This is a genomic window from Sphingopyxis sp. GW821-FHT02C12 (assembly GCF_059421785.1).
Genome location: NZ_JBWKVQ010000001.1, coordinates 3,131,787 through 3,149,648 on the forward strand (window position 1 = coordinate 3,131,787; position 17,862 = coordinate 3,149,648).

Annotated in this window: 18 protein-coding genes; 10 read left to right on the top strand and 8 right to left on the bottom strand. The window is 66.1% G+C overall.

Annotated elements, in window-relative coordinates:
- Positions 1–306 precede the first annotated feature (306 nt).
- Positions 307–1,728 carry a 3-isopropylmalate dehydratase large subunit gene (gene leuC, locus AC07U1_RS14910; RefSeq protein ID WP_495175958.1) on the top strand — a complete coding sequence of 474 codons (1,422 nt, stop codon included), beginning with the start codon at positions 307–309 and terminating at the stop codon, positions 1,726–1,728.
- Here the strand turns inward: leuC and leuD are convergent.
- A complete protein-coding gene (gene leuD, locus AC07U1_RS14915; protein WP_495175957.1) occupies positions 1,725–2,306 on the bottom strand; it encodes a 3-isopropylmalate dehydratase small subunit in 582 nt (193 codons plus the stop codon). The two genes, leuC and leuD, sit on opposite strands and share 4 nt — an antisense overlap.
- Before the next feature lie 175 nt (positions 2,307–2,481).
- On the opposite strand from leuD, the gene AC07U1_RS14920 reads away from it, so the two are divergent.
- Together AC07U1_RS14920 and AC07U1_RS14925 are read left to right on the top strand one after the other, a co-directional pair.
- Positions 2,482–2,988, top strand: a complete 507-nt coding sequence (locus AC07U1_RS14920; RefSeq protein ID WP_056347472.1) for a MarR family winged helix-turn-helix transcriptional regulator — start codon at positions 2,482–2,484, stop codon at positions 2,986–2,988.
- A 71-nt stretch (positions 2,989–3,059) separates the two neighbouring features.
- Positions 3,060–3,635, top strand: coding sequence for an NADPH-dependent FMN reductase (locus tag AC07U1_RS14925; RefSeq protein ID WP_495175956.1), 576 nt, complete (start codon positions 3,060–3,062; stop codon positions 3,633–3,635).
- 72 nt (positions 3,636–3,707) lie between these two features.
- On the opposite strand, the gene AC07U1_RS14930 is transcribed toward AC07U1_RS14925, so the two are convergent.
- Positions 3,708–4,151 (bottom strand): MarR family winged helix-turn-helix transcriptional regulator, encoded by a 444-nt coding sequence (locus AC07U1_RS14930; protein WP_495175955.1) that lies wholly within the window; start codon positions 4,149–4,151, stop codon positions 3,708–3,710.
- Between the two features lie 171 nt (positions 4,152–4,322).
- Between AC07U1_RS14930 and AC07U1_RS14935 the strand changes: the two genes are divergently transcribed.
- From AC07U1_RS14935 to AC07U1_RS14960, 6 genes are read left to right on the top strand one after another with little or no spacing between them, the layout of a single operon-like run.
- Positions 4,323–5,957: a long-chain-fatty-acid--CoA ligase gene (locus AC07U1_RS14935; protein WP_495175954.1), complete on the top strand. Its 1,635-nt coding sequence runs from the start codon at positions 4,323–4,325 to the stop codon at positions 5,955–5,957.
- Between the two features lie 26 nt (positions 5,958–5,983).
- On the top strand, positions 5,984–7,111 hold the full coding sequence (locus tag AC07U1_RS14940; RefSeq protein ID WP_495175953.1) for an alpha/beta hydrolase: 1,128 nt from the start codon (positions 5,984–5,986) through the stop codon (positions 7,109–7,111).
- Position 7,112: 1 nt separating this feature from the next.
- Complete coding sequence (locus AC07U1_RS14945) at positions 7,113–8,084, top strand: phosphotransferase family protein (RefSeq protein WP_495175952.1); 972 nt, start codon at positions 7,113–7,115, stop codon at positions 8,082–8,084.
- A 1-nt stretch (position 8,085) separates the two neighbouring features.
- A complete protein-coding gene (gene eno / locus AC07U1_RS14950; protein ID WP_495175951.1) occupies positions 8,086–9,384 on the top strand; it encodes a phosphopyruvate hydratase in 1,299 nt (432 codons plus the stop codon).
- Positions 9,381–10,301 carry an NAD(P)-dependent oxidoreductase gene (locus AC07U1_RS14955; RefSeq protein ID WP_495175950.1) on the top strand — a complete coding sequence of 307 codons (921 nt, stop codon included), beginning with the start codon at positions 9,381–9,383 and terminating at the stop codon, positions 10,299–10,301. The genes eno and AC07U1_RS14955 overlap by 4 nt, the downstream gene beginning before the upstream one ends.
- Positions 10,301–10,993 (top strand): alpha/beta fold hydrolase, encoded by a 693-nt coding sequence (locus tag AC07U1_RS14960; protein WP_495175949.1) that lies wholly within the window; start codon positions 10,301–10,303, stop codon positions 10,991–10,993. The genes AC07U1_RS14955 and AC07U1_RS14960 overlap by 1 nt, the downstream gene beginning before the upstream one ends.
- 88 nt (positions 10,994–11,081) lie before the next feature.
- Here AC07U1_RS14960 and AC07U1_RS14965 read toward each other — a convergent pair whose 3' ends face one another.
- Positions 11,082–12,257, bottom strand: coding sequence for a 5-methyltetrahydropteroyltriglutamate--homocysteine methyltransferase (locus AC07U1_RS14965; protein ID WP_495197723.1), 1,176 nt, complete (start codon positions 12,255–12,257; stop codon positions 11,082–11,084).
- On the opposite strand from AC07U1_RS14965, the gene AC07U1_RS14970 reads away from it, so the two are divergent.
- Positions 12,220–13,782, top strand: coding sequence for a long-chain-fatty-acid--CoA ligase (locus tag AC07U1_RS14970; protein ID WP_495175947.1), 1,563 nt, complete (start codon positions 12,220–12,222; stop codon positions 13,780–13,782). The genes AC07U1_RS14965 and AC07U1_RS14970 overlap by 38 nt on opposite strands.
- Before the next feature lie 248 nt (positions 13,783–14,030).
- Here the strand turns inward: AC07U1_RS14970 and AC07U1_RS14975 are convergent, their stop codons facing one another.
- The 5 genes from AC07U1_RS14975 to AC07U1_RS14995 all read right to left on the bottom strand — a co-directional run bounded on the left by AC07U1_RS14975 (position 14,031) and on the right by AC07U1_RS14995 (position 17,825).
- Entirely contained in the window at positions 14,031–14,624 is a 594-nt protein-coding gene (locus AC07U1_RS14975; protein ID WP_056347450.1) for a VOC family protein, read from the bottom strand.
- A gap of 17 nt (positions 14,625–14,641) precedes the next feature.
- Entirely contained in the window at positions 14,642–15,259 is a 618-nt protein-coding gene (locus AC07U1_RS14980) for a glutathione S-transferase family protein (protein ID WP_056347448.1), read from the bottom strand.
- A gap of 74 nt (positions 15,260–15,333) precedes the next feature.
- Positions 15,334–15,981 (bottom strand): carboxymuconolactone decarboxylase family protein, encoded by a 648-nt coding sequence (locus AC07U1_RS14985; RefSeq protein ID WP_056347445.1) that lies wholly within the window; start codon positions 15,979–15,981, stop codon positions 15,334–15,336.
- 139 nt (positions 15,982–16,120) lie between these two features.
- Positions 16,121–16,516 (bottom strand): nuclear transport factor 2 family protein, encoded by a 396-nt coding sequence (locus AC07U1_RS14990; RefSeq protein ID WP_495197724.1) that lies wholly within the window; start codon positions 16,514–16,516, stop codon positions 16,121–16,123.
- A 16-nt stretch (positions 16,517–16,532) separates the two neighbouring features.
- On the bottom strand, positions 16,533–17,825 hold the full coding sequence (locus AC07U1_RS14995; protein WP_187139964.1) for a spinster family MFS transporter: 1,293 nt from the start codon (positions 17,823–17,825) through the stop codon (positions 16,533–16,535).
- Positions 17,826–17,862: the final 37 nt, after the last annotated feature.

Sequence of the window (17,862 nt, forward strand, 5' to 3'; positions counted from 1 at the left end):
GGATAATCGCGTTCGGAAGTGCGGCGCACGCATCCGGCTCGTCTGTCCAAGGAACGGGTGTGTCGGCTTGTGCCGTGTTGTCGCCGGTCGGGATTATCCATCCTCGGTTCGTACCGTCGGTTCTATCCTCGTTCCCGAGGGCTCTCATATCATGCCGAAATAATACTTCAACTACTAAGTATTGCATGATTGTGAAAATCGGGATTGGCGGAAAAGCGCTTGATACGAGCCGCGAACATGCCATATAAGTTAGATATCTAAGTATTATGGCGCGCCCCGAAGTCGTGCCGGCGGGGGTGATGCGGCATGACCAATCCGGCGCGAGCGCGCACATTATATGACAAGATATGGGACGCGCATGTCGTGGCGCAGGACGATGGCGAATCGATCCTCTACATCGACCTGCACCTGCTTCATGAGGTGACCTCGCCGCAGGCCTTCGCGGCGCTTGCGGCCTCGGGCCGCATCGTGCGCAGGCCTGAACGGGCGCTGGCCCTCTCCGATCACAATGTTCCGACCGAAGGGCAGGCGGCCGGGGCATCGGGGGTCGCCGACGAAGCGGCGCGCGCGCAGCTCTTGGCGCTGGAGGTCAACGCCGACCGTGCGGGCGTCGAGCGTTTTGCAATGGGCGATCCGCGCAACGGCATCGTCCATGTCGTCGGACCCGAACAGGGGCGGTCGCAACCGGGGATGACGATTGTCTGCGGCGACAGTCACACCTCGACCCACGGCGCCTTCGGCGCGCTCGCCTTCGGCATCGGCACCAGCGAGGTCGAACATGTGCTCGCGACCCAGACGATCCGCCAACGCAAGTCGCGGGGAATGCGGATCACGGTCGATGGCGCGCTTCCGGCCGATGTTTCGGCCAAGGACCTGGCGCTGCACCTGCTCCGTACCGTCGGCGTCGATGGTGCCACCGGCCATGTCGTCGAATATGCCGGCGCGGCCGTCCGCGCGCTGTCGATGGAGGCGCGCATGACCTTGTGCAACCTCAGCATCGAAATGGGTGCGCGTGCCGGCCTGGTCGCGCCCGACGAGACGAGCTTTGCTTATCTTGCCGGGCGTCCGGCGGCGCCGACCGGGGACGCATGGGGCGGGGCGGTCGCCCGCTGGCGGGGCCTCACCAGCGATGCCGATGCGACCTTCGACCGCGAACTGCGCATCGACGCCGCCGCCGTTCGCCCGATGGTCAGTTGGGGCACCAATCCGTCGCAGGTCGTCGGCATCGGCGAGCTTGTGCCCGATCCGTCCGAACTGCCCGACCTCGATGCGCGCGCGACGGCCGAACGGGCGCTCGCCTATATGGACCTGACGCCCGGTCGGCCGATCGCTGGCCAGCGGCTCGACCGGATTTTCATCGGCAGTTGCACCAACAGCCGGATCGAGGATTTGCGTGCTGCGGCGGCCATCGCCCGCGGCCGGCACGTCGCGCCGCATATCCGCGCGATGGTCGTGCCGGGCTCGGGGCTCGTCAAGCGGCAGGCCGAGGCCGAGGGGCTCGACCGGGTGTTCCGCGCCGCAGGCTTCGAATGGCGCGAACCCGGCTGTTCGCTGTGCGTCGGGATGAACCCCGACCGTCTCGCTCCCGGCGAGCGCTGCGCCGCGACCTCGAACCGCAATTTCGAGAACCGCCAGGGGCGCGGCGGGCGCACCCATCTGATGAGCCCGGCGCTCGCGGCGGCAAGTGCGATAGCGGGCGTGATCGCGTCGCCCGATATGCTGGGCTAGGCGGCCTCGTACCGCGTGATCGCCGCTTCGTGCCGCAGCGTCCGTCCGATGTCGTCGAGTCCTTCCATCAGCACCCGCCGGTCGTCGGCATCGATCACGAACGCCACGACCTCGCCCGACGCGAGCCGGATTTCCTGTGCCGCCAGATCCACCTCGACCGGCGCATATTGCGACAGGGCTACCTCGGCGCACAGCCGCGCGCAGATCGCTTCGGGCAGGCGGACCAGCAACAACCCGTTCTTGCGGGCATTGCTTGCGAAAATGTCGCCGAAGCTCGGCGCGATCACGCAGCGGATGCCGAAATCGTCGAGCGCCCACACCGCATGTTCGCGCGACGACCCGCAGCCGAAATTGCGGTCGGCGATCAGGACCTCCGCACGGCGACAGGTCGGGTTGTTGAGGATGAAATCGGGGCGTTCGCTGCCGTCGGGCGCGAAACGCAGTTCCTCGAACAGATGCGCGCCGAGCCCGTTCCGCGTCAGTGCCTTCATGAATCGCGCCGGAATGATCATGTCCGTATCGACATTGGCCAGCGGCAGCGGCGCCGCGACGCCGCGCACCCGGACGAATTGTTGCACGATCATCTCCGAACAAATAACTTAGCAGTCTAAGTAAATTGCTTTCGCCGCTTTGTCCAATCTTATCGACGGTTTGAACCGGTGCGGCGACGATAGAGGTTGCCGCCCGATTCTTCGGCCTCTAAGAATCGGGACAGGCACAAGGCCGCGCGAGCGGCCACAGGGGAGCAGTGCATTGGCCAAAACCAACCAGAGCTTTCGGCATCCCGCCGAATTTTACACCGATCCCGAAAACAGCATCGGCTATCTCGCGCGCGTCGTCTTCCGATCCTTTTCGCGGTTGCTCGAACGCCGCACGCTGACCCATGATGTGTCCGCGGGCCAGTGGCGCTTCCTGCGCCAGTTGTGGCGCGAGGACGGCATCACCCAGCGCGAACTCAGCGAGCGCGTCGGCATGCGCGAACCGACGACGGTCGTCGCGCTCAAAGGTTTGGAAAAGGCGGGTTTCATCACCCGCAAGAAGACCGAAGACGACCGCCGCAAGACCTTCATCTTCCTCACTCCCCATGCGCGCAAACTCGAGCTGGTGCTCGCGCCGATGAACGCCGAGATCCACGAGATCGCGACGCGCGGAATGAGCGATGAGGAGGTCGAGGTGCTGCAGTCGCTGATGCGCCGCGTGATCGGCAACCTCGCCGACGAAACGCAAAAGCTGTCGGTGCTGTCGGACGTCAAGGCTTGATCCGGCCGCGCTAAGTTGCGATGCCCGCCGCGAATCGGTTAGTATTCTAACCAAATGCAGCGGGAGGCATTATGACCAGAATTGCGGTGATCGTCGGCAGCACGCGCGACGGATCGTTCAACCGGGCGCTTGGTGCGCTCGCGGCGGCGCGGCTGGCGGCGCATGGGGCCGACGTGACCGTCGTCGACCTCGCCGCGCTCGACCTGCCGATCTACACCGCCGCGCTCGAAGCCGATGCCTTTCCTGCTGACGCGCTGAAACTGAAAGACCTGCTGGCCGCGCAGGACGGGCTGCTCGTCGTGTCGCCCGAATATAATGGCTCGATCCCGGCGCTGCTCAAAAACGCGATCGACTGGGCCTCGCGTCCGACCGGCGACGAGGGTCCTGTCGCGCTGAACGCCTTTCGCGGCAAGGCGGCGGCGATCATGGGCGCATCGGTCAGCCCGTTCGGCGGCATTCGCGGCCTCGCGCACTTGCGCCAGATTCTCGGCACGATTCAGATGCTCGTGATTCCCGACCAGGTGCTGATCCCGAACGCGCACGCCGCCTTCGACGAGGCCGGGCAACTCCGGGAGCCGCTCCCCGCCTCGCTCGTCGACATGACCAGCGCGCGGCTGGTCGCTGTTGCCAAAGCGCTCGCGGTCTAAATATCAACCGTAGCCCTGAGCCTGTCGAAGGGCGCTTCTCGGAGAAGCGCCCTTAGGGCTACGGTGCGTGGATCAAGCCCGTTTCTTCTTCGCCGGCGCCGGTTCGCGTTCGATATTGTCGCCCCAGTCGGCCTCGAGCGCGGCGAGCAGGGCGTCGAAACGGTCCTGGCCCAGCACCTCGGCGATCTGCGCGGTCAGTGCGTCCATCGCGCGTTGTGCATCCTTGCGCATCCGCGCGCCGGTTTCGGTCAGCGACACGATCATATGGCGCCGGTCGTCGGGGTCAGTCTCCATCCGGACGATGTCCAGCTTGATCATCTGGTTGATCGTGCTGTGGATGGCTTGCCGCGACAGGCCCAGGTTGCGGGCAATGTCCGACGGACGAACGACGCCGCTGACGATATTGGTCATCACCATCGATTGCGGACGGTTGACGTCAGGCCAGCCGCGGTCGTGCAGCCGCGCCTGCAGCCCCTCGTCCATCCAGCAAAAGCGCTGGAAAAGTGCGATGATCAATTGGTTTGTGCGCATAAGATGCTGCGATGGGCCCCCGTTGCCTTTGTTTCGACGCTAGAAGAAGGGCAGGGGGGACGCAAGGCGCGCGGGAGCGTTGCCAAGGCAAAGTACTTAGTATACTATCCTTTAAACAGGCGCTAGACGCCATCGGGAACAGGAGAGAATGGCGCGATGATGGGATTGATGCAGGATGTGCCGCTGACGGTCGACCGCATCGTCGATCATGCCGCGAATTGGCATGGCACCCGCGAAATCGTGTCGCGCGATGCCGAAGGCCGCGTCACCCGCTCGATCTATGCCGATATTCACACCGATGCGAAGCGCGTCTCGAACGCGCTCGCCGCCGAAGGGATCGCGCAGGGCGACCGGGTCGCGACGATGGGCTGGAACAGCGCGCGCCATCTGTCGGCCTGGTACGGCGCGGCGGGCATGGGCGCCGTCCTCCACACGCTCAACCCGCGGCTCTTCCTCGAACAGATCGCCTATATCGCGAACCATGCCGGCGACCGGCTGCTGATCGCCGACCCCGCGACCGCCGAACTCGTCGAGCAATTGCTGCCGCAGGTGCCGAGCATCGAGAAGGTGATCTTCTTCTGCGACGCTGCTTCTCTGCCGAAAACCAGCTTTCCCGCTATCGCCTTCGACGACTGGATCGCCGGTCAGCCCGCCGACTATGCGTGGGGCGGCTTTGACGAAAATGCCGCCTGCGGCCTCTGCTACACCAGCGGCACCACGGGCAATCCCAAGGGCGTGCTCTATTCGCACCGCTCGAACTATATCCACGCGCTGATGACGCTCCAGCGCGACGCGCTCGGCCTGTCGGCGCGCGATACGGTGCTGCTTGTCGTCCCGATGTACCACGCCAATGCCTGGGGTGTGGTCTATTCGGCGCCTGCGGTCGGCGCCAAGCTCGTGCTGCCCGGACAGCGTATGGACGGCGAATCGATCTACAATCTGATCGAGCAGGAGGGCGTGACTTACTCGGCCGCCGTCCCGACAGTGTGGCAGATGCTGCTCCAGTATATGCAGGAGAACGGCAAACGCTTCACCACGCTCGAACGCGTCACCATCGGCGGTTCGGCGTGCCCCGAATCGATCATCCGCACCTTCCGTGACGATTATGGCGTCGACGTCATCCAGGGCTGGGGCATGACCGAAACCTCGCCGCTCGGCACCGTGTCGGTGCCCAATGCCGCGGTCGCCGCCAAGTCCGATGCCGAACAAATGGCCTATAAGCTCAAGCAGGGCCGCCTGCTTTGCGGGCTCGAGATGAAGCTCGTCGACGATGCCGGAAATCGCCTGCCGCACGACGGCAAGACCCCCGGCCGGCTGATGGTCAAGGGTCCGACGATCGCCGGCGCCTATTTCGGCGGCGAAGGCGGCGACGTGCTCGACGCCGAAGGTTTCTTCGACACCGGCGACGTCAGCACGATCGACCGCGAAGGCTATATGCAGATCACCGACCGCGCCAAGGATGTCGTCAAGTCGGGCGGCGAATGGATCAGCTCGATCGAGATCGAGAATATCGCCATGGGACATCACGCGGTCGCCAACGCCGCAGTCGTCGGGGTTTCGCATCCGAAATGGGACGAACGCCCGATCTTGCTCTGTCAATTGAAGCCCGGCGCCAGCGCGACGGCGACCGACCTGACCGCCTATCTCGACGGCAAGATCGCCAAATGGTGGATGCCCGACGACGTGATCTTCGTCGACGACATCCCGCTCGGCCCGACGGGCAAGATTGACAAGAAGGCGATCCGCGCCGGGCTGGAGGGCTATGAATTGCCCTTCGAGGTCACCCGCTAGAACAACCGGAAACAGGAGAGAGACTTATGGACCCCAATGGCATCGAGGGACTCGACGCGACATTCATCGGCCGCGCGCCGCCGACCGCGCCGCGTATCCAGGCGGGCGGCCACCCGTGCCAGGGCATCTATTGGACCGAGGCGGGCAAGCGCCCCAAGGTTGCGATCATCGCCACCCATTATAACGTTGATTTCTCCGAACATTATATCGCGCCATACTTTGCGCGGCAGGGCTTCGGCTTCCTCGGCTGGAACACCCGCTATCGCGGGTTCGAGGACCAGTTCCTGCTCGAACATGCCGTGCTCGACATCGGCGTCGGCATGAAATGGCTGAAGGAAGAGGCCGGGGTCGAACAGGTCGTCATCCTCGGCAATTCGGGCGGCGGCTCGCTGATGGGCGCCTATCAGGCCGAAGCGATCGCCCCGACGCTCACCGATCGCCTGCCGTCGGTCGGACAGGATGCGCTCGCGCAGCTCATCAAGGGCGATCTCTACATCAGCTTCAACGCGCACCAGGGCCGCCCCGAAGTCCTCACCGACTGGATGGACGCCTCGGTCATCGACGAGAATGACCCGACCCTGACCGACCCCGAACTCGACCCGTTCAACCCCGACAATGGCCCGCCCTATTCGGACGCCTTCATCGCCAAATACCGCGCCGGTCAGCGCGCCCGCAACCAGCGCATCACCGACTGGGCGAAGGCCGAACTCGCGCGGCTCAACGCTGCGGGCATCCCCGACCGCATCTTCCCGATGTTCCGCTGCTGGGGCGATATCCGCTGCGTCGACCCCGCGATCGACCCGTCGGACCGTAAGCCCAACTGGTGCTATCGCGGTGATCCCGCGCTCGCCAATCGCACCCCCAGCATCGGCCGCGCCAACACGCTCAGGACCTGGCTCAACATGTGGAGCCTCGAAACCTCGCCGTGCCAGGGTCAGCCGCACCTCGCGAAGCACGACACCCCCGCGCTGGTCGTGCAGGGGCTCGCCGACACCGGCGTCTTCCCCAGCGACGCGCGCAAGATCTTCGATTTCCTCGGCTCGACCGACAAAAAGATCGAACTCATCCCCGGCGCGCATTATTTCGAGGATTCGATCAAGGAACGGCAGGACGCCGCCGACCTCGTCGGCGCGTGGATCCGGGAGAAGCTGTGACGTGACGGCGGACGCCGACATCATCGAAGCGCTGCGCGGCGCCGGGCTGGCGGGGGAGGGCGAGGTCGTCCTCCAGCCGCTGACGGGCGGCGTGTCGTGCGACGTGTGGAAGGTCGACGGCCCGGCCGGGCCGATCGTCGTCAAGCGCCCGCTGCCGCAACTGCGCGTCGCCGCCGAATGGCTCGCCCCCGTCGAACGCGGGACCAGCGAGGTGCGCTGGCTGCGCCGCGCGCGCGGGGTCGATCCGCATATCGTGCCCGAAGTGCTCGCCGAACTGCCCGGCCACGCCTTTGCGATGCGCTTCCTCCCCGGTTGCCCGGTGTGGAAGGACGAGTTGATGGCGGGCCGCGTCGATGCCGATTTCGCGGCGCAGGTGGGGGAGGGGATCGCCGCCGTCCACGCCGCGACCGCGCACAATGACGGCGACCGTGCCGACTTCCCCAACGACGACATGTTCCGCGCGCTGCGCGTCGATCCTTTCCTGCTCTATGTTGCACAGCATGACGCCGAACTCGCGCCGGCGCTCACGACGCTCGCCGCCGACCTGTCGGGCCGCAAGATCGCGCTCGTCCATGGCGACGTCAGCCCGAAGAATATCCTCGTCAGCGCCGATGGCCCCGTCTTCCTCGACGCCGAATGCGCGGTCTATGGCGACCCCGCCTTCGACCTCGCTTTCTGCGCTACGCACCTGCTGCTCAAGGCGGTGTGGTCGGGCGATGCGCAGCTGAGCGCGGCCGCCGCCGCGCTCGTCGCCGCCTATCGCGCGGGCATCGACTGGGAGGATGCGGACGATCTGCTGCTCCGCGCGGGCAAGCTCACCGCGGCGCTGCTCCTCGCGCGCGTCGAGGGCAAATCGCCCGCCCCCTATCTCACCGACCCCGCTCACAAGCATATCGTGCGCGATCAGGCGCGCGCGCTGATCCGCGCGCCGCAAGCCATCGACGCGCTCGTCGCCAATTGGAAAAGGACCTAGAATGCCATCGCCTATCGCTTCCGTCACCGGCCGCCAGCTCTGGGATTCGCGCGGACGCCCCACGATCGAGGCCGAAGTCATCCTCGCCTCGGGCGCCGTCGGCCGTGCCATCGCCCCCGCAGGCGCCTCGCGCGGCGCGCACGAGGCGATTGACCTCCGCGACGGCGGCACCGCCTTCGGCGGCTTCGGCGTCAATCGCGCCGTGGCCGGCATCGGCGCCGAGATCGCCCCCGCGATCACCGGCATGGACGCCCACGATCAGGCCGCGGTCGACGCCGCGCTCTGCGCGCTCGACAACACCCCGAACAAGGCGCGCCTCGGCGCCAACGCCGTCGTCGCGGTGTCGATGGCGGTGCTCCACGCCGCCGCCGCCGATGCGCGGCTGCCGCTGTGGCGCTATCTCGCGGGTGATGCGAAGGTCCGCATTCCGCTCCCCGAAATCCAGATTTTCGGCGGCGGCGCCCACGCCGGGCGGCGCACCGACGTCCAGGACTTCATGGTCATGGCGCCGCGCGCCGGCAGCTTCCGCCGCGCGCTCGAAATCACCGACGATGTCTACCGCGCTGCAGGCAGGCTGATGGAGGCGAAGGGCCCACTCAGCGGCGTCGCCGACGAGGGCGGCTGGTGGCCCAATTTCGCGTCGAACGAGGATGCGCTCGACACGCTCACCAAGGCGATCGAGGCAAGCGGCCACCGCGCCGGCGAAGATGTCTTCATCTCGCTCGACATCGCCGCCAACGAACTCGGCGACGCCTCGGGCTACAGCCTCGCGCTCGACGACGGCCGCCTGACGAGCGAGGCGATGGCCGCGCGCATTGTCGAATGGGCGGGTCGCTATCCGATCCTGTCGATCGAGGACCCTGCCGGGCAGGATGACTGGACCGCGATGGCTGCGGTCACCGCCGCGCTCGGCGACCGCGTCCAGATCATCGGCGATGATGTGCTCGTCACCAATGCCGATCGCGTCGCCCGCGCCGGCGACGCGGGGGTTTGCAACGCGGCGCTGATCAAGGTCAACCAGGTCGGCACCGTCACCGAAGCCAAGGCCGCGCTCGACGCCGCAGTCGCGCGCGGCTGGGGCGCGATCGTCTCGGCGCGCTCGGGCGAGAGCGAGGACGTCACCATCGCGCATCTCGCGACCGGCTGGAACGCCGGGCAGCTCAAGGTCGGCAGTTTCACCCGCTCCGAACGCATGGCGAAGTGGAACGAAATGCTGCGCATCGAGGAGACGATGGGCGCCGACGCGGTGTTCGCGGGCTTCTCGGCCTTTGCGGGCACGATCGGCGCGGTCGCGGCATGATCGTCCTCCACGCGCGTCCCAGCCCCGGTTTCCGCGACGCGGTCGATGCCATCTTCGGTCCGGGCGTCGTCACCCACGTCGACGAGGCCGAACCGCTCGACGCCGTCGCGCCCGACATCACCGCGCTGCTCCATGTCCTGACCCCGGTGACGCCCGAGTTCATCGCCGCGGCGCCCAGATTGAAGCTGATACAGAAGCTCGGCGTCGGGGTGAACACCATCGCGCTCGACGCGGCCCGCGACCATGGCGTCGCGGTGTGCAACATGCCCGGCACCAACAGCCAGGCGGTCGCCGAAATGGCGCTGTCGCTGATGATGGCGGTGCTGCGCCGCACCTGCTTCTTCGACGCCCGCACCCGCGCCGGCGAAGGCTGGACCGCCGACCCGTCCGAACTCGATCAGGTAGGCGAGATCGGCGGGCGCACCATCGGCCTCGTCGGCTTCGGCAATTCGGCCCAATTGCTCGCGCCCGCGCTGGCCGCGCTCGGCGCGAAGATCGTCTATGCGGCGCGCAGCAAGCGCGATGTGCCCTACCAAATCCTGCCGCTCGACGAACTGCTCGCCACCAGCGACATCGTCTCGCTGCACATGCCGCTGACCGACGAAACGCGCGCCGGCATCGATCCCTTGGTGATGAAGAAGGGCGCGGTGCTGGTGAACACCGCGCGCGGCGAATTGGTAGATCAAGGCAAATTGGTCGAGGCGCTGACCAGCGGCCATCTCCGCGGCGCGGGCCTCGACGTCTTCGCCGAGGAGCCGCTGCCGCGCGGCAATCCATTGCTCGGCCTGCCGAACGCGGTGCTCGCGCCGCACATCGCCTGGCTCACCCCCGAAACGCTTATGCGCAGCCTCACCGTCGCGCACGAAAATTGCCGTCGCCTCGCTGCCGGCGAACCGCTTCTGCATCAGGTGATCTAATGCCTCTCCCCATCGTCCTCATCACTGGCCAGCTCCTGACCGACGCCGTCTGGCAGCCTTTGCTCGACGCCTGGCCCGACCGCGACATCATCGTCGCCGACAACCAAAGCGACGACACGATCGAGGGTTTCGCACAGCGCCTCCTCGACAATGCCCCGCCCAAATTCGCGCTCGTCGCCCACGCCATGGGCGGCTTCATCGCCTTCGAAGTCATGCGCCGCGCCCCCGAGCGCGTCGCCAAGCTCGCGCTCATTTCGACGCTCGCTTCCGCCGACGGGCCCGCGCAGACCGCGCGGCGGCAGGGCTATATCGACCTCGTCGAGAGCGGCCAGTTCGAGCAGGTCGTCGAGGAACGCATCCCGATCCTCTTCCCCGAGGACAAGCGAAACGACGCCCACCTGCTCGGCATCGCGCGGCAAATGGCGGCCGACACCGGCGCCGACACCTTCCTCGCCCAGCAGCGCGCGATCATGGCGCGCATCGACAGCCGCCCGCGCCTTGGCGAGATCGCGGTGCCGACCTTGCTGATCTGGGGCGAAAAGGACGGCATCACCAGCCGCGCGCATCATGATGAAATACTGGACGCGATCCCCGGCGCACGGCTCGAGGTGATCGCGGGGGCCGGTCATCTGCCGACCGTCGAGGCGCCCGAGGTTGTGGTGCCATTGCTGGCCGATTTCATCGACGCCTGACTTTCTGTCATCCCCGCGAAAGCGGGGACCCAGTGCGTGCATCGACTTAGCTAGCCCCTGGGTCCCCGCTTTCGCGGGGATGACAATATTATTTGAGCTCCCCCCGCACCAGCGCCGTCCCATCGACCATCGCCTTCAGCTTGGCCTGGCTATGCGCGCGGCTGTGATATTTCATCCCGCAATCGGGCGCGATCCACAGCCTCTCGGCGTCGACATAGCGCAAAGCCTCACGGATGCGCCCCGCAACCACCTCGGGCGTCTCCACCTCGGGGATCGACAGGTCGAGCACGCCATACATGATCGTCTTGGTCGGCAGTTCGGCGAGGATCGCGGGGTCGAGCCCCGGTTGCGCCGCCTCGATCGAGATCACGTCGACGTTCGAGGCTTCGAGCTCGGCAAGGAAGTCATAGGCCTTGGGCTTTGGCCCCGTCGCGCCCGCGCCGTGATGCACCATCGCATAGCCGAAACAGATATGCAGCGCGGTCGTCCCGCCGACCCCGTCGAGCGCGCGGTTGATCGACTCGATCGCATAGGCATTGGCCTCCGCCGCGCGCGCCTGAAGATAGGGCTCGTCGAGCTGGACGACATCGACCCCCGCCGCGAACAGATCCTTCACCTCGGCATTGACCGCATCGGCATAGTCCATCGCGAGCGAGCGCGCGTCGGGATAATAGCCATTCTCGGCCTGCTGCGTCATCGTGAACGGGCCGGGCAGGGTGAGCTTCACCGGCTTGCTCGAATGGCGCCGCAGGAAGGCCGCATCCTGCGCCTCGATCGGCGCCACGCGGCGGATCGGACCCGACACCAGCGGTACCGGATTGGCGTTGCCCGTGCGGTCGATCGCGGTGCCATGCTTCTCGGTGTCGATGCCCGACAGCGCGGTCGCGAGCCGGTTCGAATAGCTTTCGCGCCGCATCTCGCCGTCGCCGACGATGTCGATGCCGACCTCTTCCTGATCGCGGATCGCCATCAGCGTCGCCGCCTCCTGCGCGTCGGCCAGCCAGGGTTCGGGGATGCGCCACAAGGTTTCGGCGCGCACGCGCGGCGGCAGGCTTGCCTTCAGCCGTTCGCGGTCGATCAGCCAGTCGGGCTGGGGGTAGCTTCCGACGATCGTTGTCGGCAATAAGGGAAGTGGAGCCAAGGCTTGTCCTCTCGATTTTTTGCTGGCCAAGCATTTGCTTAGTATTCTATCTAATTCAAGAAAAATTGACCTTGGGGAGAGCGAAATGATCGATCTGGATGCCATCCGGACCTTGGCCCACATCCCGGGCGCGCAGGCACGCGTGCGCGGCGAGGCGGTCGCGGTGAAATATGGCGACCGCGAAACCAGCTTCGCCGACCTCGACAAGCGCTCGAACCGAGTCGCCAACGCGCTGATCGCCGCGGGCATCCAGCCCGGCGACCGCATCTCGGCGCTGACCAAGAACCATGATGCCTGGTATCCGCTCTTCTTCGGCACTGCGCTCGCACGCGCCTGTTTCGCCCCGATCAACAACCGGCTGGTGCCCGCCGAAGTCGGATTCATCGTCGGCGATGCCGCGCCGAAGCTGTTGTTTGTCGGCGAGGATTTCTTCGACTGCGCGCTCGCCGCCGTCGCCGGTCTCGCCAACCCGCCGCGCCTCGTTGCGCTCTATGGCGAACATCCGCAATTCGAGCCGTTCGACCAGTGGCTCGGCGATGCGTCCGACGCCGCGCTGCGCGGCCCCGATCTCGCCGACGATGTGCTGCAACTCTACACCAGTGGCACCACCGGGCTGCCCAAGGGTGTCGTGCTGACCCACCGCAATTACCGTACCTTCCTCGAGGCCGCGACCGAGGTCGACGGCTTCGCTTATGGCGAGGACGAGACGGTGATGATCGTCATGCCGCTCTTCCACGTCGCGGGCACCAACGTCAGCTTCTCGGGGTTGGCGCAGGGCGGCCGCCTGCTGCTCATCAAGGACTTCACCCCCAACGACGCGATCCAGATGCTTCGGCACGAGCGCGTCGCCCACGCCTTCCTCGCCCCCGCGATGATCCAGATGATGCTGATGCAGCCCTCGGCCGCCGCCGGCCGCTATCCCGCGCTCCGGTCGATCGCTTATGGGGCCTCGCCGATCGCCGAAGATGTGCTGCGCCGCGCGCGCGCGACCTTCGGCTGCGACTTCGTGCAATTCTATGGCATGACGGAATCCGCCGGCGGCGGCTCCTATCTCTCGCCCTCGGCACACGACCTGCCCGGCAAGCTCACCTCGTGCGGAAAGCCCTGGCCGGGGATCGCGATGGCGATCCTCGACGGCGAGGGGAAGGAACTCGGTGACGGCGAGATCGGCGAGATCGCGATCCGCGGCGGTATCGTGATGAAGCAATATTGGAACCGCGGCCCCGCGACCGAAGAGACGCTCGCGGGCGGCTGGCTCCATACCGGCGACGTCGGCTACCGCGACGCCGACGGCTTTTATTTCGTCCACGACCGCATCAAGGACATGATCGTGTCGGGCGGCGAGAATATCTACCCGGCCGAGGTCGAAAGCGCGATCATGGGCTGCCCCGGCGTCGCTGACGTCGCGGTGATCGGCGTCCCCGACGCAAAATGGGGCGAGTCGGTGAAGGCGCTGATCGTCCCCGTCGCGGGCGCGGCCCCCGACCCCGCCGCCGTCATCGCCTGGGCGCGCAAGCGCATCGCCGCGTACAAGCTGCCCAAGAGCGTCGAGTTCATCGAAGCGCTGCCGCGCAACCCCTCGGGCAAGGTGCTCCGCCGCGAACTGCGCGCGCCTTACTGGGAGGGCAAGGGCCGTGCGGTGGGATAGGTTCCGGCAAGCCGCATATCATCGCGCCAATGGCGGGTAACGGGCGAAAGGGGACATATGCAATCTGCTCCCCGGCGAAGGCCGGGGCCCAGAACGGTGTAGGACCTACGTTGCGTTGTTAAGTTCTGGACCCCGGCCTTCGCCGGTGAACGGGTTGTGGCGGAGCCTCCGCTTTTCACTCCCAAGCCGCCACTAAAAAAGGCCCGGTGCTCGCACACCGGGCCAAGAGGAGTCCCTGGGGAAGAGGTTTATTCGGCCGGCACCGGGGTGCGGCCGGTGATGAAGCCATCGCGGCGGGTGCCGTCGGCCTGCATCGGGTCATGCGCGACGTCGCTGTCGTCGAATTCCTTGGTCCACGCCGCGAACTCGAGGCACACGCCGTCGGGGTCGAAGAAATAGACCGAGCGCACGAACACGCCGGGATGCACTTCGGCGGCGATATTTGTCTCTGAATCATCGTGGTTCAGAACGCCCGAAACCTTGACGCCCTTTTCGACCAGCCGGTTGCAATAGGCATCGAACTTGTCGGCGGCGACGTTGATCGCGATATGGTTCATCGACCCGTGCGCCGACATGAAATTGCCCTCGCCGGGCAGCGCCTCGGGCGCCGAAATGCCGGGGACCGCTTCGGGCGCATCCTTGAACCAGAAGAAGGCGAGGGCGTCGCCATTGCCGACGTCGAAGAAGAAATGCTGGCCGCGCCCGCCGGCGAGGTCGAGCGTCTTGATCAGCGGCATGCCGAGGATATCGCGGTAGAATTCCACCGTCTTGGCCATGTCCTTGCACACCAGTGCCAGGTGGTTGACGCCGCGGAACTCGAATTCGGGGTTTGCTGCAGCCATTGTCCGTCTCCTTGCGCTTAGTTGGGATTGATGCCGGGGCGGCTTTTCATCCGCTCGTACCAGCTTGTGATGTTGGTAAAGGCCGGGTCGATCGGCTGGCCGACCCCGGCGCCGAAATCGAGGAAGGCGAACAGCATCAGGTCGGCGAGCGTCAGCCGCTCGCCGGTGACGAAGCTGCGGCCCGCGATCTGGGCATCGACCCATTGGATACCGTCCTGCGCGACCGCCTTCAGCCCCGCCGCCGCTTCGGGCAGGCAGCGCATGCGCGGCTCGAACAGCGGCAGCCCTTCGGCGAAACGGAAGCCATTGGTCAGCGGTTCGCAGATCTTGAGGTCGATGCGGCGCACCCACATGCGCGTTTCCGCGCGCTCCTCCGCAGTCGATCCGATCAGCGTCGGTTCGGGAAATTTTTCGTCGAGATATTCGCAGATGGGGACGATCTCGGTCAGCACCGATCCGTCGTCGAGTGCGAGCGCGGGGGTCTGCCCCGCCGGATTGACCTCGACATTATACGGCGCCCGCCGGTTCTCGCCGCCGCGCAGGTCGATCGTGACCTGCGGCAGCTCGATGCCCTTTTCGGCCATGAACATGTTCACGACGCGTGGGTTGGGGCCGATGGAGTTATAATATTTCATGCCCATCCTCTCTTGGTCTGTTTATCACGCGCGCCGATAACCGTCAAGTTAATTGACGGTTATCGGCGCCGCGCTCATTGGCCCGCGGGCCGCGGCGCGCTGAGGAAGTCGGCGGCGCTGAAGCCTTCGGGCGCGGCGACCTCGACGATCGGATCCTCGCGCGCGTCATATTCCATGCGCAGCGCGCGGGTGATCACCGCATGCATGTCGTAAAGGCAGGTGATGTAGGTGAATTCGAAGATCTGCTCGTCGTTCCAGAAGGTCTTGAGCTTGTCGAACACCTCGAGCGGTACGCGCCCGCTCGCCTGCGCCAGACAGTCGGCATAGGCGAGCACGGTGCGTTCCTGTTCGTTGTAGCAATCGGCAACCTGCCAGTGCGCGATCGCCGCGATCTTCTCGTCGCTGACGCCGAGACCGCGCAGCGACTTGCAATGCTGCGAAAAGACGAACTGGCTGCCCTTGACCCAGCCCGCACGCGTCTGGCCGAGCTCGCGCAGCACCGGATCGATCGTGCGCGCGGGGTTGCGGTACACGGCGAAACCCTTGACCGCATGTTCGAAGATGTCGGGCGACAGCGCGAACACCGTCCACCAGTCGCCCGGCGTGCCGGTCGCGGTGCCGGGTTCGGCGACGGGATCACGGTCGCCGAACAGGCGGTTGTAATAGGCGAGAACGGTCTCGTCGGTGACTTCGGACCGCGGAACCTGGCGCAGGACGGGCATGCTATACTCCTAAATAAAACTTGGAACTCGAAACTTCGTCATTGCGAGCGAAGCCAAGCAATCCAGAGCGGTCCACGCAGACTCTGGATTGCCGCGTCGCTTCGCTCCTCGCAATGACGAGCCATGACGAGGGCGTGCATCAAGCATTGGCGAACTTTCGGAATTCGGCAACGTGGGCGCTGTCGAAATATTCGTCGAGCCGCGTGATCTTGCCGTTCTCGACCTTGCAGATGATCGCGCAGGGCAGGCGTACGGCGCCGTCGTCGTGGGTGCGGCGGCCCTTCAGCACATGCTGCTGGACGAAACCGCCGGGAAAGACCGTGAGCCGGCGCTCGGCATATTCGCGGTCCTTGATCCGCGCGACCATGCCGGTCAGCACTGCGGCGGTCTGCTCGGGCGTGCCGACCACCTCGTCGGTGTTGTGCCAGATCTCGGCATCGGCGGCGAAGCTGTTCTTAATCGCGGCGATGTCGCCTTCCTCGATCGCGTCGAAGAAGCGCGTCGCCATCGTGCGGATGTCGTCCAGTTCGGCCATCATCGCGTCTCCCTGATCATTCGGCAAAATCCTTATCCAGATGCCGCGTCATCGCGAATTGCACGGCGCAGGCGGCGGCGGCGAACGGAATCAGCGCCATGATGCCCCAACGCAGGCTTTCGACGCCATAGTCGGGTTTCAGCGTGTCGCTGACGAACCCGACGAACAGCGGGCCGAATCCCAGCCCGATGATGTTGAACATCAGCATCAGGATCGACGTGCCCGTCGCCCGCGCGCGCGGCGGCATCAGATTCTGCACCAGCGCCAGGGCGGGGGCGATGTAGAAGGTGCAGGCGGTCAGCGGGACGAGCATCAGCGCCAGCGCGAGCGGCCAGCTGTCGACCATCAGCGAGGCGATCAGCGACGGGATGAGGATCAGCGTCGCGATCGCCGGGACCTGGCCATAGGCGCGCGGCGAGGTGCGCGCGCGCCGGGCTACCAGCCAGCCGCCGCCGAGCGTGCCGGCGGCAAAAGTAATCCCGGCGGCGGGGGCGAACCAGGTCCCCATCGCCGACAACGGCATGTCCTGCACCCGCATCAGATAGGCCGGAATCCAGTTGAGCATGCCATAGCTCACGAAAGCGGCGAGCGCCGTCGCCGGCAACAGCAGCATCAGCGAACCATAGGCGCGGAACAGCGCCATCGCCTTGGCAAAGGGGATCGGCTCGTCGCCCGCACCCTTGTCCATCTGGCCGCGCGCCGGTTCGCGCACCAGCCAGATTAGCAGCGGCGCGACGAGGATGCCGACCGCCCCGATCAACAGAAAGGCGTTGCGCCAGCCGATCGTCGACGCGGCCCAGGCACCGAACGCGGCGCCGACGAAGACGCCGAAGGGGCCATTGCAGGTGAACAGCGCCATCGCGATCGGCCGCTGGTGCGGCGGATAATAGTCGGCGAGGACCGAAACCGAGGGGGCGGTGCCGCCCGCCTCGCCCGCGCCGACGCCGAACCGCATCAGGGCGAGTTGCCAGAAATTGGAGACCATCCCGCACGCCGCGGTGAAGACGCTCCACACCAGGCAGGCGATGCCGACCAGTTTGACGCGGTTCCAGCGGTCGGCGAGGATGGCGACCGGTACACCCATGCCGGCGTAAAAGAGCGCGAAGGCCAGCCCGGTGAGCAGCCCGAACTGGGTATCGCTGAGCGGGATGTCGACGCGGATCGGTTCGATCAGCATCGCGAGCAACTGGCGGTCGACGAAGTTGATCGTGCCGATGAGGAACAGCATGGCGAGGGCGATGTTGCGCCGCCCGGCAAGTCCGTGGTCGGCGCCCGCGGGACCTCCGGCGAGGGTGGTGGCCTCAGTCATAACACTCCCCGAAGGCCGCCGATTCCGGACGGCTGAA